The following is a 13,440-nucleotide window of genomic DNA, read 5'->3' on the forward strand; positions in this document are numbered from 1 at the left end:
CCTCACGCTCGCCAAGTGCTGGATCGGGTGGAGTGGTTTCTTCGGGGGAGAAGGAAGATCGCTAAGCTGGCTGCGCGTGTGAGGCCGTAGGCTTCTCACCCGTCTTTCACACGGCGATCTTCCTTCGTAGGGGCCCCGAAGAAACCACTCCACCCGATCCAGCCCCACCAAGCAACCAGCCCCAAGCCCCCACACAACAAACCCCACCCGCCCTGGGGGCCGGGCCCTGCTCCATCCTATCGCCGCAGGTCAGGCAGGGAAAGAGGAAGCGTCGGGCCTGTGGATAACTCCGGTTCCCGCAGAACGCAGTGCCTCGCGACGGTAGTCGGTGGGCGTGGCTTGGTAGGCAGCGCGGAAGGAGCGGGTGAAGTCCGCGTGGTGGACGAAACCCCAGCGGGCCGCGATGCGGTGGACCGGGACTGTGCGCTGGGTTGGATCGGTCAGGTCGCGGCGGGCGTGTTCGAGGCGTTGGCGGCGGAGCCAGCCTATGACGGTGTCGCCGTTTTCCTGGAACAGGCGGTGCAGGTAGCTGGTCGAGATGTGGTGGGCGGCGGCGATCGAGTCCCGGGACAGGGTGGGGTCGTGCAGGTGCTGGCGGACGAAGGACTGGATGCGCAGCAGCAGCGTGCGCCGGTAGGTCTCCGGCGGTAGGGCGCGGTCGGCTTCTAGGGTGTGCGCGAACAGTGCCGCGACCAGGTCCGCCAAAACGGTGCCCAGGCGGGGCTCGTCGCCTGCCTGGTAGGTGTTCTCTGTCAGCCGCACGAGGAAGCCCGCGAGCAGGGCGCCAATCCCAGTCCGGCCGGTCAGGGGGCGGCCGATGATGTCGTCGGCGCTGCGCCGTGGCAGGGGGACCAGGGAAGTGGGGACTTCGACGCCGACCGATTTGATCACGTCGTCGGGGCCGCCGGTCCAGATGGTGCACGGTTGCGACGAGTGGTTGTAGTGCAGGTCGTAGGGGCGGTAGCTGATCTGCCGGTCGCCCCAGGACGCTGTCGCGGCGCCGTTGAGGACGAGTGAGAGGTGGTAGACGTCGGGGTCGGACTGGCGGATCAGCTTCGGTGTCCGGTGGAAGGTCACCGCGTGGAACGTGACCGGCCACACCGACACCGCGCCGAAGCTCAGCGTGCGCTGGTTCGCGTGGAAGGCTTCCGGGTTTTCACTGGTCAGGTCCATGGGGGCGTGCGTGCGGCTGAGCAGTTCGCGCCAGTAGGCCAGCCGATCGGCGGCGGGCACGTCCTCGGTCCGGAAGACCGTCTCGATCATCGGTCCAGGATAGTCACCGACCGTTCGATGTGTCGGGAGATGCGCTCGACCACGGTGGGGACGGCGGCGTTGAGGTAGAAGTGGCCGCCGGGGAAGATTTCCAGCTCGAAGTCGCCTTCGGTGTGGTCGGCCCACATCCGGGCCTCGGACTCGGTGACCTTGGGGTCGCTGTCGCCGATCATGGCGCGCACCGGGGTCCGCAGCTTCGGGCCGGGCGTGTGGCGGTAGGTCTCGGCGGCCTTGTAGTCGCTGCGGATCGAGGGCAGCACCATGCGCAGGATCTCGTCGTCGTCCAGCAGTTGCGCTTCGGTGCCGTTGAGGCGCTTGATCTCGGCGATCAGACCCGAGTCGTCTAGTTGGTGGTTGCGCTCGTCGCGGAACGCGCTGGGCGCGCGGCGGCCGGAGACGAACAGGCCGTTGACGACCGTGCCGCGCTCCTGCAGCCGCAGCGCGAGCTCGAACGCCACCGAGGCGCCCATGCTGTGCCCGAACAGGGTCAGCGGCTTGTCGGTCCACGGCTCCACCACGTCGGCGAGCTGGTCGGCAAGCTCGGCGACGGTCTCCAGGCACGGCTCGTGCCTGCGGTCCTGCCTACCCGGGTACTGCGCGGCGAGCACTTCGACGCGCGGCGCGAGCGACCGCGACACCGGGAAGAAGTAGCTGGCCGAGCCGCCCGCGTGCGCCAGGCACAGCAGCCGGGCGCGCGCCTCGGGTGCCGGGTGGAAACGGCGCAGCCACAGGGCCTCGGTGTCGGTTGCTGCCATGGTCGCTGGTGTCCCTTCACCTCGCGGGTCCTGCCGGGTCCTCCATCTCGATGTTGCCACGGCCGCGGCCTCCGCCGCGGGCTTTCCCACCAGTCGACCGCCTTTACCCCCTAGCACCCCCTATTCCGCCCACTTTTTCTTCCCAATCGCCCATTGCGCTGTCGTTAACGGGAAAATCTCCTGGCCGCAACGGCAGGCCGCTTCTCCCGCGCTGTTCTCGGGAGTAGATTGCGCAAGGCCGAACGCCGCTCGGGGGGTGGAGGGATGGCCGCATGATTCTGGTCGAACGCGAAGCCGCGCTGCGGGCGCTGACCGAAGTCGCCGCGGAGTCCGCGCGCGGCGCGAGTCGGGTCGTCGCCGTCACCGGCGGGCTCGCCAGCGGGAAGTCCGGGCTGCTCGCGGTGTTCGCCGACCAGGTGGCCGACTCCGGCGCGCTGCTGCTCACCGCCACCGGGTCGCGCGGCGAGCGCGGGATCCCGCTGGGCGCGGTGCGGCAGTTGGCCTCGGGGCTGCCGCTGCCCGCCACGGCGGGATTTGTCGAGCGGGTGCTCGCCGCGGCCGAGACGACCCCGGTGGTGCTGGCCGTGGACGACATCCAGCACGTGGACACCGCGTCGCTGCGGGTGCTCGCCGCGCTGCGCGACCGTGGCGCCCAGGCCAGGGTGCTGCTGGTGCTCACCGAATGGGAACCGCGGTCGGGCCACGAGCTGAGCGCCCGCGCCGATCGCAGGGTGCGGCTCGGGCCGCTGAGCCAGCGCGGGGTCGCCGACCTGCTGGCGGCCGAACTGGGCGAGGCTGCGGCCGCGTCGATGGCCGCGGCGTGCCACCGGCTCAGCGGCGGCAACCCGCTGCTGGTGCACGCGCTGGTCTCCGACTACCGCGCCGACCCCGACCCGGGCGGCGAACCGGTGGTGGGAATCGCCTTCCGGCAAGCCGTCCTGGGCGGCCTGCACCGCTGGGGGCCGCGGCTGCTGGCGGTGGCCAGGGCGCTGGCGGTGCTCGACGGGCAGCCGCTGCCGGGCCTGGTCGCCGACCTGACCGGCATCAGCCGCGCCACGGTGTCGCGGATGACCGGAATCCTCGCCGCGGCCGGGCTGCTGTCCGGCGGGCGGTTCGGCCACGAGGTCGTGCGGGACGCGGTGCGCGACAGCCTGTCCCGCGACGAAGCGGTCCGCCTGCGGCTGCGCGCCGCCGACCTGCTGCGCCGCCGCGCAGCGGCGCCGACGGAGATCGCGCGCCAACTCGTCGCGGCAGGCCGCGTCGGCGGGGAGTGGGGCGTCGAGGTGCTGCGCGCCGCCGCTGCGGCCGCGATCGCCCGCGACCACACCGAGTTCGCCGTGCGGTGCCTGCGGATCGCGCTGCCGGAGGTCACCGGGGCCGAGCGCGCCGCGGTGGCCGCCGACCTCGCCCGCGCCGAATGGCGGCACAACCCGGCAGGCCGCGTGTGCCCGCCGGATGTCGACCCGGCCACCGCGGCCCGGTACGCGCTCTGGCACGCCGACCCGGTGGCCGTCCCGGCGCTGCTGGCCGCCGTCGCGGAGGCAGACCCGCACGCCGCGGCCGGGCTGCGGCTCGCAGACGAGTGGATCCGGGGCGCGCGCGGGCCGAGGTCGCAGCCGCCGCGCGGCGGGTCGGTCGCCCTGTGGGAGCGGTCCGCTGCCGCGCTGACCCCGGCGCTGTTGCGCGGCGACCTCGCCGAGGCCGCCCGCGACGCCGAACGCGTGCTGCACGGCTGTCCGCTGGACGACTGGACCGTGGAGGTGCTGGCTGCGGCGCTGACCGCGCTGCTGCACGCCGACCAGGTCGACCGGGCCGCGCACTGGTGCGAAGAACTGTTGCGCCAGGCCAGATCCCGCCGCGCCACGACGTGGGTGGCGCTGCTCGGCGCGGTCGGCGCGGACATCGCCCTGCGCCGCGGCGCGCTGCGCACCGCCCGCGCGTTGGCCGAGGAAAGCCTGCGCGGACTGCCCGCGCGGGCCTGGGGCGTGCTGATCGGGCTGCCGCTGTCCACGATGCTGCTCGCCGACACCGCACTCGGCGCGCACGACAGCGCCGCGCTGCGCGAAGTCGCCCCGGACGCCATGTTCGACACCCTGGTCGGCGTGCGCTACCTCCGCGCGCGCGGACACCACTACCTGGCCACCGACCGGGTGCTGGCCGCGGTCGCCGATTTCCAGGCGTGTGGCCGTTTCCTGACCCGGCACGGCATCGACCTGCCCGCGCTGGCGCCGTGGCGCACCGACCTCGCCGAGGCGCACATCCGCCTCGGCGGCAGGCGGGTGGCGGGGAACCTGGCCCGCAGGCAACTGGACCTGCCCGCGTCGGCGAGCAGGCACGCCCGCGGCCGGTCGCTGCGACTGTTGGCCGCGGCCACCGACCGCGTGCACGGCCCCAGCCTCCTGCACGAGGCGGCGGAAGAGTTCCGCGCCGCGGGCGACCGGTTCGCCGTCTCCGTCGCCCTCGCCGAACTGAGCAGGCAGCTCACCGAACGCGGCGAGCACACCCGGGCCCGCCGCATCGCCAAAGCCGCCGCGGACGAAGCCCGCGCGTGCGGGGCCGCGAACCTGGTGGACCGGCTCCTGCACCACCACCCGGCCAGCGCCCTGCCCGCCGCCCCCACCACCCTCAGCGAAGCCGAACACCGAGTCGCGGCCCTGGCCGCGCTGGGCCACACCAACCGCGAGATCGCGGATCGCCTTTACATCACGGTCAGCACGGTGGAACAACACCTGACCAAGATTTACCGAAAACTGGGCGTCTCCCGCCGCGAGGACCTGGCCAGCCACCCCGACCGGGCTCGAAACCCAGGCGCGTGACCGGACATGGGCGCCCCGACGCGAGGCTTCGCGCTCCTCGCGGAGAACATGGTCGCCAGCGCGGTGGCCGCGCACGCCGCGGCCGAGGTGACCAGACCGGGCAGGCGGTGACCTTCCGCTGGATGTCAAGCGGGCGCGGCATGTGTTCACTCCGTTGCTGCGAAAGGACGGCTATGCCGCCATCTGTCAGTCCTTTATGGATAGAAGTGCAAACGTGTGCCCCCGGGCCGAGGGCACACGTCCGGTCACTTGGTCACGGCGCTGCGAGGGTCAGGCGGGCGGTGTTTCCGGGGCCCGCGGCCATGGCGTCGATCAGGTCCGTCGCCGAGCCGCAGCCGGTGAAGGCTGGGATCGTGTAGGAGCCGCTGAGGACGCCGCCGGTCGACAGGGTGAAGTCCGGAGTCGAGCGGAGGGTGATTTCCGCGGGGGCTTCGGTGCGGCAGGTGGGGGACTGGCTGACCACGTAGCCGAGCACGGTGACCCGGGGCAGGGCGATGGTCACCTTCGCGGTCATCGTCAAGCTTCCCTCCGCGAGGGCGCTGCTTGTTCCGTCCACAGTGAACACGACGTCCGCGGTCGCGGGGAGGACGCCGAGGAGCCGGGCGTTCGCCTTGGTGGGGCGCAAAGTCAAGTCGGTGCGTCGGTGTTCTCCGCTGTCGCGGTCGGCTTCGACGCGCAGGTCGCCCGTGAGGGCGACGGTGGTGGCCGCCGCGGCGACTCGGGATGTGCCGGTCACCTGGAACGGGTGCACTGCCGTGCCGAGCTTGGTGCGGACGGTGAGCGGGGCGCTCGGCCGCGACGCGGTGCCATTGGCGTCCACGGCGAGCACCTGGAACGCGTACGTCGTGCCCGCGGTCAGGCCAGTGACCGTCGCGGTGGTGTTGGTCGCGGTGGCGGCGCGGGCGCCGTCGACCAGGACCTCGTATCGGCTGACCGGCTCCACGGCCGCGTCCCAGGCCAGGGACACGGCGGTTTCCGTCGTCGCGGTGGCGCGCAGGCCGGTGGGCGTCGCGGGCAGGGGCGCGGGCGCGTACGACACCGCGATCGTCGCGAGTCGGGTGGGCTGGCCCGGATTCTGTGTGCACACCGTGTCGAAGGTGCCGAGGTTGGTGTCCGAGCCGTCCGGCTTCTTCGGGGTGAGCCGCATCGCCACGTCGGTGTCGTCGATGTCGATGGTCGCCGTGCCGCCCTGGGTGAACGTCAGCGAGGGGAGCCTGCCGACGCCGACCAGGGTGGTCGCCGCGCCGAGGACGGGAAAGGCCACCGAGTCGAAGTCGAACGGGATGACGATGGGGATGGCGGTCGAGCCGCTGGTGACCGTCGCGCGCAGGGTGAGGCTGGCGTCCGCGGTCAGGGCCGACGCGCCGACCAGGGACAAACCGGTGGAGGGGAACGTGAGGGTGGCCGTCACCGGCCGTTCCCCGGTCGGCGCTCCGACGAGGACCGTCGTGGGCAGGTCGGTGTCGAGCTTCAGGCTGGTGGGCTGGTTGCCGATCAGCGGCAACGGGCACTGGTAGCCCAAGGTCAGCGACGCCGGATCGGCCGAGCCGGTCCCGGAGCCGAGCAGGGTCGCCGCCACCGCGCCGACGACCGCGAGGGCAAGAGATTTCCGTCGCAAGGTGTCACCTTTCCCCAAAGTGGAGCCCCGCGTCGGGCGCGGGGCGGATCTCCTGCGGGGGAGGCGAACAAGGCCCCGAAACGAGCACTTCGTGACAAATCTTCCGCGATTCATCGGCCATCCCCCAGGAACGCTGCGCACACCGGGGACAAAAGGGCTTCCCGGCTGGCGAGTCAGCATATTGCCTGGTGAACGCCGGTGGCAATGAGTGTTGCTCCATTCGGATCCGGTGCCCGGAGAAATTGCCACCGGCGGACGAAAACGAATTATCGGAACTGTCATGCCGCTCCGATGGCGCGCTTGTCCGATGACGGTGTAGCCCCAACGGGGTCCACGCTGGAGTGACGGGACTGGCGTGGCTTGAGCGCGCCGGGGTTGACTGAGTCTGGCTCACCTGTTCCGGCAGGTGGACTGGCCGAGCAGACGGGGAGAAAACCCGGGTGCTCACCGCGTTTCCAGCCGGGTCCCGGCACCCCGGCCCGGTTGGCTTGGCGGCCACCCCCGGCACGAGCTGCCGGGGGTGGCCTTCATCACAGGTCGGGGTGGGCGGCCCCAGCCGAGTGACACCCGGTTTGGGTAGGCTCGCGGCGACGGTCGCCCAGCCCCAGTGGCGCCGTCGATCTCGGGGGGAGGTCGCGGTGGTCCTGATGAAGAGCGTCAGTCGCAATGCCATGTCGTGGTTGCTGCGACGGTCCGTGGCGCGGATGGTGCTGCGCCGGGTCGGCACTCGGGCGCTGTCGCTGCTGCCGGAAGCGGCCTTGGTCCCGCTGCGCCGCGACGGCTTGGAGCCGGTGCCGGAACTGGACCGCATCCGCGAGGAACGGCCGGTCACGAAGCTGCCGGTGCCGTTCGGGATCAACCTGTGGCTGGTGACCGGGCACGAGGAGACCAAACGCGTCCTCGCCGACACCGCCGGGTTCAGCAACGACTACACCCACCTTGGCAAGATCGTCGGCATCCAGGACCAGCCCCCCGGCGGCCTCGGCTTCGCCGACCCGCCCGACCACACCCGGCTGCGCAAACTCCTGACCCCGGAGTTCACCATGCGCAGGCTTTCCCGGCTGGCCCCCCGCATCGACGCCATCGTCACCGACTGCCTCGACCAGATGGCCGCGTCCCCGGACCCGGTCGACCTAGTGCAGACCTTCGCCCTGCCCATCCCGTCGCTCACCATCTGCGAACTACTCGGCGTCCCTTACGCCGAACGCGACGCGTTCCAACGCCTCGCCGTGGCCCGCTTCGACCTCTTCGGCGGCGCGGGCGCCTCCCTGGGCGCTATCTCCGAATCCCTCGCCTACCTCGAAGGCGTAGTCCAAGCCCAACGCGCCACCCCCGGCGACGGCCTCATCGGCATGATCATCCGCGAACACGGCGACGAGATAGACGACCGAGAGCTGGCGGGCCTGGCGGACGGCGTCCTGACCGGCGGTTTCGAGACCACAGCCAGCATGCTGGCCCTAGGCGCCCTGATCCTCCTGCAAGACCCCGAAACCAGCACCCTCATCCGCGACGACGACCAGGCGGTAGGCCCCTTCGTGGAGGAACTGCTCCGCTACCTCACCGTCGTCCAGGTGGCCTTCCCCCGCTTCGCCAGACACGACATGGACCTGGCAGGCGCCCACATAGCCGCAGGAGACCTAGTCGTCTGCTCCTTAAGCGCAGCCAACCGCGACGACGCTCTAGGTGACGACATCCGCACTTTCAACCCCCACCGCAAACCAACCCCCCACCTGGCCTTCGGCCACGGCGCCCACCGCTGCATCGGCGCGGAACTGGCAAAAATGGAACTCAGAGCCGCCTACCCCGCCCTAGTCCGCCGCTTCCCCCACCTACGCCTACACAACCCCACCACCCCCTTGACGTTCCGCCAAACCTCCATCGTCTATGGCGTAGACACCATCAAGGTCACCACCACCGCTCCCTGACCACCACCAGGCCAACCCCACCCTCCCACCAGAAACCCACGCTCCCGCCAGCCGCACCCAAAGCTGCCAGGTGCCAGGGCCAAGTGCCAGGTGGGAGGTGGGGGCGGAGATAGCGAACCCGCCCTCCTGCCACAGGAACCCGCCCACCTGCCAGGCAGCACCAACGCTGCCAGGTGCTCGATGGGGTGGAGTGGTTTCTTCGGGGGAGAAGGAAGATCGCTAAGCTGGCTCCGCGCGTGTGAGGCCGTAGGCTTCCCACCCGTCTTTCACACGGCGATGTTCCTTCGTAGGGGCCCCGAAGAAACCACTCCACCCCATCGAGCAGACAGACAGACGAACGGCCAGACAGCCTCAAGCAGCCCAATGCCGCCCAGCAGGCCGCAAATGCCGCCCCCGAGCCTGCTCCCCAGCCTCAACACGAGGCTCATCCACCCCAGCCGTCGTCGCGGAATGCCCAGGCCGCCCCACCACATCACCCCCACCAGGATGATGCCGCGCCACCCCCCGATGAACGATCACCAGCAGCACCAACCCCAACACGACCAAGCTGTGCTTGAGCTCCCGGGAAACCGGCACCGACCCCACGATGAGGTCGTACCCCACATACCCGAGCAGCAGCACCACGAAGCCGCCGATCGCCGGGATCAGCCCCCCGGCCGCCCGAGGCCGCCACGCCGCGTATCCCAGGCCCACCCCGAGCGCGACGTTCCAGGCGATGCCTTCGTTGGCCAGATGGTTCGCCAGCGGGCCGCTGTGCTCCGTATGCCCCACACCAATAATCTGGGTCAGCGCCAGGGCCAACTGGCCGAAAGCCACTAGTGCCAACAGCACTCGTGGCAGGGCGCCCCGCCGAGGCGCCGGAATTGGTCCGGTGGCGAGGATCGCCGCGGTGAGGTCGGGGACGGCGGGCGCTTCGCGTACGCGTAGCGCGCGGGAGAGGTCCTGGGCGCGGGTCTGCCAGGCGCGGCAGGCCGGGCACCCAGCCAGGTGGGCGTCGGTGGTGTCGGCGGGCGCTGGTTCGGGTTCACCGTCGAGTCGGGCCGACAGGGCTTCGCGGCAGGTCATGCAGTCCACACCTGTCATTGTCGTGTGCCTGGGCCGCAAAGTTCCCGGAAGTGCGCAGCACATCACCACGCGCGGTTGAACCCCCGATGAACTGACGGCCGCATCCGCTTGACGTGGGCGGTTCCGCTCCTACCCTGTGCCAGGAGTTGGATGATGGGAGAGCGCGGTGGGGTCGGTACGGGAAGCGTTACGCGCGGTGCTGGACTTCCTCGGTCCGGGCAACCTGGTGCTGGGCATCGTGTTGCTCGTCGCGGCGCCGTTCGTCGACCGGTTCCTGGTTCGGCGCAAGCGGATCAGCTTCCGGGTGCTCTACAACTCCAAGATCCCTCTCGGCCCGGAGAAGTTGCACGATGACGACGGCCCGGCGCGAGGGCAGTTGGCGTCGCTGGCCGCGCTGTTGGACCGGATGAGCATCGTGGTGATCCGCATCCGCAACAACGGCGGCTACGACATCGCCCCCGACGACTTCGAGCGCCCGCTGAGCTTCACCTTCGGCAAGCGGGTGGTGTGGAACGCGCGGGTGTCGGAGGCGGGCGCGGAGGAGGTCCGCGAGCAGTTGCGGGCGGGGCTGCGGTTCTTCGGCAACCGCACGGACCCGGTCGCGCCCGGCGAGGAGCGGGACAACCTGCGCACCGTGCGGGAGCGATTAACCCAGCGCATGACGCGCTGGATGGGCGCCCCGGCGCCGTCGCGGGAACCGGAGGCCAACCCACGCTGGCACGGCGTGCGGCTCGATCAGTTGGCGTTGCGGCGCAAGCAGAAGTTCAAACTCGTCGTGGTCCTGCAGGAGCCAGAGGACACGCCGGACGGCGAGACCAGCAAGGACATCGAGGCAACCGGCAAACTGCACGACAACGGCCTCATCAAGGACGAGAAGCGGGAGCGTCTGGTCACCCTGCCCCGCCTCACCGGCGCGTTGGCCTTGGCGCTGACCGTGTTCCTGGTGGTGAGCACGGTGTTCGCGGCCCCGCCGTCCGACCCGAGCGTGGCGTGCGGGTCGGGGGAGTTGAGCATCGAAGGCTCCAGCGTGTTCATGCCCGCCATGCGGTCCATCGCGCGGGAGTACACCCAAGCCTGCGGCGACAGCCGGATCGACACCCGCCCCACCGGCAGCATCGACGGCGTGCGGTCGCTGGTCGCGCTGGACCCGTCGCGGGCGGGCGGCATGGCGGCGCTGTCGGACGGCCGGTACGGCGGCGCGGAGACCGGGTTGACCGCGCACCAGGTGGCGATCGTCGTCTACCACGTCGTGGTCAACTCGTCGGTCGGCCTGGACACCATCTCCACCGAGGATCTGCGCAAAATCTACGACGGCACCTACCAGGACTGGAGCCAACTGCGCCCAGGCGACCCGCTGCCGATCCGGATCGTGGGCCGGGGCCAGGAGTCCGGCACCCGCGAGCTGTTCGAGCGGCGCGTCCTGGGCACCGGCGAGGACGGCCTGTCCTCCAACGAGTGCGTCGAGAAGGACCGCAACCGCGACGCCCGCACCATCCGCTGCGAGCGCGACTCCAACGCCGAGGTCGTCGCGAAGATCAGCGCCACCCCCGGCGCCATCGGCTACGCCGACGCCCCGTCGGTCGCCGAGGCCCGCAAGAGCAACGCTCTCAACGCCCTCACGCTCGACGGCCGGGTGTTCGACACCGCGGGCGGCATCGAGTCGGACTATCCTTTTTGGACGGTCGAGTACCTCTACACCCGCGGGCAGCCAGCCGAGGGGTCGCTGCTGGCGGCGTTCGTGAACTATGTGCGGACCCATGACACCGCCCGGCTGCGCCTCAAGGACGCGGGCTACTTGCCGTGTGTCACAGCGGAGGGGACTCCGCTGGACCTCTGCAACGCCCGCTGAGGGCGGGACTTTGTGCATATACATGCACTCGCGACCGAAGGCTGTCACTGTTCGTAGTGGATGGTCTCTCTCCGTGAAGTGACTGCATACTCCTGGGCCGGTGGGGACTCGGGTGTGGTCGGGGTCGCGCGCCTTCCCGGGTCACCGTGCGGCGCGGGCCGGTTCGGCGGCCACGATCTCGCGCGCGGCGGCCAGGCACGCCATCAGCGCGTCGATCTGGTCGACGGGGATCGCGCCCTCGAAGGCGTCCTGGCCCACCTGCAGCTCGATGTTCGGTCCGTCGACAACGCCCTCGACCGAGGTGTGCCGGACCAGGATCACCTCGACGTCGACCAGGTCGGTCCGGTAGTTGTGGGCGCCGCGCACGAAGCCCAGGCGCACGACGCAGGGGTGCCCGCTGGCCATCGGGTCGGCGAGGTCTTCCGCCCACCCCGCGGCGTTGCCGCACCCGGGCAGGCACGTGGGTGCGGTCACCCCTGGCCACCGGCTTCCGCGGCGCAGGCGAGGTGGTCGCGGAGCGCGGCGCGGGCCCGCGTGATGGCGGTGAGCAGCGGCATGGCGTCGTCGGGGTCGCTGAAGGAGAAGTCGCCGAAGACCTCGACGGACGGCTCGGTGATGGTCACCTCGCCCGCCTGCCACATCTCGACCGTGGTGAGGCACACGCCCATCGCGGGCAGGTGCGCGCCGAACTCGGCGGAGTGCGCGCGGATCGCGCCGTCCGGCCCGTCACTGTCGTACTTGTGTCCGTCACCCAGCGTGCACCAGGACGGGCAGGGGCCCGCGTGCGGGATGCTGGACAGGGCGGCCCACCAGGGGTGCTCGGCCGCGGTCATGAGTTCGGACATGCTGGTCTCCTTGCTGAGGTTGGGTGAGGTGTGGGGCGCCGGGGCGCCGGGTCCCCGGCCGATCGGAACGGCCGACCGGGGACCCGGCGATCAGTAGGGGCTGCCGAGTGCGGCTCGGACCGCGGCGCGATCGATCCAGCCCAGGTGCGCGCTGGCCTTCACACCGCGGAAGGACCACAGGTGATGCTGCCGCCAGCGGGCCTGGCGCCCGTGTCTGCCGGTGGGCGCCAGGTTGGACCCCCGATAGGTCCCGGTGAACTCCAAACGCGTCTCGACCGTGTCGGCGCCACTGCGCCGGGCCGCGACAATGCGTGCATAAATATCCGGCATGAGCCGCCGTGCGGCCACGATGGACAAACGGAGCCCGTTTATTCCGTCGCCGAATATTCGGACATCCGACAGGTCCCGGATATCCGGGTGGGCGAAGTCGTCAAGAATGGCGAAGTCACCCTCGTTGATTGCCTCCTTGACGAAGGCGACCGCGATTTCCACCTGCTCGACCGCGGCTGTGTCGAACCGCCCTCTTGGCAGCAGGACGCCGGTCATCGCGTCGCGGGCAAGGCTGCCTCGGCGAGCGCGCGGGCCAGGGCCTTGCGGTGCTCGCGGCGGATGGCGACCGCCCGGTGGCGGGCGTACTCGGTGTCGGTCTCCGGGGTGACCGGGCGGACCGGGCGCGGGGTGCCGTTGTCGTCGACGGCGACGAACACCAGGTGCGCCTCGGCGACCGGCTCCGGGTCGTTGGAGCCCTTCATGCGGCGCGCGCTGACGTAGACGCCGATGTCCATCGAGGTCCGGCCGGTGTCCTCGACCTGCGCATATGCCGAAACGACGTCACCGGGCCAGACCGGGCTGATGAAGGTCATGTCGTCCAGGGAGACGGTGACGGCGTGGCCGTCCGCGTGCCGGGCCGCGGTCGCCCAGGCCACGTCGTCGATCATCTCCAGGATGATCGTGCCCTTGCCCGAGCCGAACATGTTCTCGTTGGCCCGCCAGATGACGCGGGAGAGCTCGCGGCGCGACTCGCTCATCGGCTTGCCAGCGGGCACGGAGTCCAGATCGGCGGTCGGGGTTTGCGGGGCGGCGTCGACAGAGGTCATGGGAACTGTTCTCCTGGTTATTCGGAACGGACGTGCGGAATACGATGAGTGACCCTCGGGGGTGTCAGCGATGATTCGATGACCGGGTCTTCATCGGGGAGTGACAACAGTCTAAAGGATCAACGGGGCGACTTTCGCCAATTCCTTGGCATATTGCTAAATCTCCCTTTTTCGGGCGACCCCGTACTACTTTGAGTG

11 protein-coding genes are annotated in these 13,440 nt (G+C 70.6%); 3 read left to right on the forward strand and 8 right to left on the reverse strand.

The genetic code is table 11. The features are described 5' to 3' along the window. Positions 1-249 precede the first annotated feature (249 nt). Together ACZ6SD_RS26675 and ACZ6SD_RS26680 are read right to left on the reverse strand one after the other, a co-directional pair. Positions 250-1,263: an AraC-like ligand-binding domain-containing protein gene (locus ACZ6SD_RS26675; protein WP_465319740.1), complete on the reverse strand. Its 1,014-nt coding sequence runs from the start codon at positions 1,261-1,263 to the stop codon at positions 250-252. Continuing rightward, on the reverse strand, positions 1,260-2,027 hold the full coding sequence (locus ACZ6SD_RS26680; RefSeq protein WP_465319741.1) for a thioesterase II family protein: 768 nt from the start codon (positions 2,025-2,027) through the stop codon (positions 1,260-1,262). The genes ACZ6SD_RS26675 and ACZ6SD_RS26680 overlap by 4 nt, the downstream gene beginning before the upstream one ends. A 272-nt stretch (positions 2,028-2,299) precedes the next feature. Here ACZ6SD_RS26680 and ACZ6SD_RS26685 point away from each other — a divergent pair, with 272 nt between their 5' ends. Beyond that, on the forward strand, positions 2,300-4,843 hold the full coding sequence (locus ACZ6SD_RS26685; RefSeq protein WP_465319742.1) for a LuxR C-terminal-related transcriptional regulator: 2,544 nt from the start codon (positions 2,300-2,302) through the stop codon (positions 4,841-4,843). A 253-nt stretch (positions 4,844-5,096) separates the two neighbouring features. On the opposite strand, the gene ACZ6SD_RS26690 is transcribed toward ACZ6SD_RS26685, so the two are convergent. Next, entirely contained in the window at positions 5,097-6,461 is a 1,365-nt protein-coding gene (locus ACZ6SD_RS26690; RefSeq protein WP_465319743.1) for a DUF6801 domain-containing protein, read from the reverse strand. A gap of 647 nt (positions 6,462-7,108) precedes the next feature. Here ACZ6SD_RS26690 and ACZ6SD_RS26695 point away from each other — a divergent pair. Continuing rightward, positions 7,109-8,386 carry a cytochrome P450 gene (locus ACZ6SD_RS26695; protein ID WP_465319744.1) on the forward strand — a complete coding sequence of 426 codons (1,278 nt, stop codon included), beginning with the start codon at positions 7,109-7,111 and terminating at the stop codon, positions 8,384-8,386. A 351-nt stretch (positions 8,387-8,737) separates the two neighbouring features. Here the strand turns inward: ACZ6SD_RS26695 and ACZ6SD_RS26700 are convergent, their stop codons facing one another. After that, a complete protein-coding gene (locus tag ACZ6SD_RS26700) occupies positions 8,738-9,451 on the reverse strand; it encodes a zf-HC2 domain-containing protein (protein ID WP_465319774.1) in 714 nt (237 codons plus the stop codon). A gap of 166 nt (positions 9,452-9,617) precedes the next feature. Here ACZ6SD_RS26700 and ACZ6SD_RS26705 point away from each other — a divergent pair, with 166 nt between their 5' ends. Continuing rightward, positions 9,618-11,300, forward strand: a complete 1,683-nt coding sequence (locus ACZ6SD_RS26705) for a PstS family phosphate ABC transporter substrate-binding protein (protein WP_465319745.1) — start codon at positions 9,618-9,620, stop codon at positions 11,298-11,300. A gap of 141 nt (positions 11,301-11,441) precedes the next feature. Here ACZ6SD_RS26705 and ACZ6SD_RS26710 read toward each other — a convergent pair whose 3' ends face one another. From ACZ6SD_RS26710 to ACZ6SD_RS26725, 4 genes are all read right to left on the reverse strand, one after another. Beyond that, positions 11,442-11,774 (reverse strand): hypothetical protein, encoded by a 333-nt coding sequence (locus ACZ6SD_RS26710; protein ID WP_465319746.1) that lies wholly within the window; start codon positions 11,772-11,774, stop codon positions 11,442-11,444. After that, entirely contained in the window at positions 11,771-12,145 is a 375-nt protein-coding gene (locus ACZ6SD_RS26715) for a hypothetical protein (RefSeq protein ID WP_465319747.1), read from the reverse strand. Before ACZ6SD_RS26715 ends, ACZ6SD_RS26710 begins: the two co-directional genes overlap by 4 nt. Positions 12,146-12,235: 90 nt before the next feature. Next, positions 12,236-12,691, reverse strand: a complete 456-nt coding sequence (locus ACZ6SD_RS26720) for an ester cyclase (RefSeq protein ID WP_465319748.1) — start codon at positions 12,689-12,691, stop codon at positions 12,236-12,238. Further along, complete coding sequence (locus tag ACZ6SD_RS26725; protein WP_091449197.1) at positions 12,688-13,242, reverse strand: acyl-CoA thioesterase; 555 nt, start codon at positions 13,240-13,242, stop codon at positions 12,688-12,690. Before ACZ6SD_RS26725 ends, ACZ6SD_RS26720 begins: the two co-directional genes overlap by 4 nt. Between the last annotated feature and the right edge of the window lie 198 nt (positions 13,243-13,440).

It is taken from the genome of Actinokineospora sp. NPDC051303 (assembly GCF_055586285.1).

Bases quoted from the DNA above. Each gene is read 5' to 3' on its own strand.
- ACZ6SD_RS26695 (WP_465319744.1), top strand. From the start codon at position 7,109: ATGAAGAGCGTCAGTCGCAATGCCATGTCGTGGTTGCTGCGACGGTCC.
- ACZ6SD_RS26675 (WP_465319740.1), bottom strand. From the start codon at position 1,263: ATGATCGAGACGGTCTTCCGGACCGAGGACGTGCCCGCCGCCGATCGG.
- ACZ6SD_RS26700 (WP_465319774.1), bottom strand. From the start codon at position 9,451: ATGACCTGCCGCGAAGCCCTGTCGGCCCGACTCGACGGTGAACCCGAA.
- ACZ6SD_RS26720 (WP_465319748.1), bottom strand. From the start codon at position 12,691: ATGACCGGCGTCCTGCTGCCAAGAGGGCGGTTCGACACAGCCGCGGTC.
- ACZ6SD_RS26685 (WP_465319742.1), top strand. From the start codon at position 2,300: ATGATTCTGGTCGAACGCGAAGCCGCGCTGCGGGCGCTGACCGAAGTC.
- ACZ6SD_RS26725 (WP_091449197.1), bottom strand. From the start codon at position 13,242: ATGACCTCTGTCGACGCCGCCCCGCAAACCCCGACCGCCGATCTGGAC.
- ACZ6SD_RS26715 (WP_465319747.1), bottom strand. From the start codon at position 12,145: ATGTCCGAACTCATGACCGCGGCCGAGCACCCCTGGTGGGCCGCCCTG.
- ACZ6SD_RS26680 (WP_465319741.1), bottom strand. From the start codon at position 2,027: ATGGCAGCAACCGACACCGAGGCCCTGTGGCTGCGCCGTTTCCACCCG.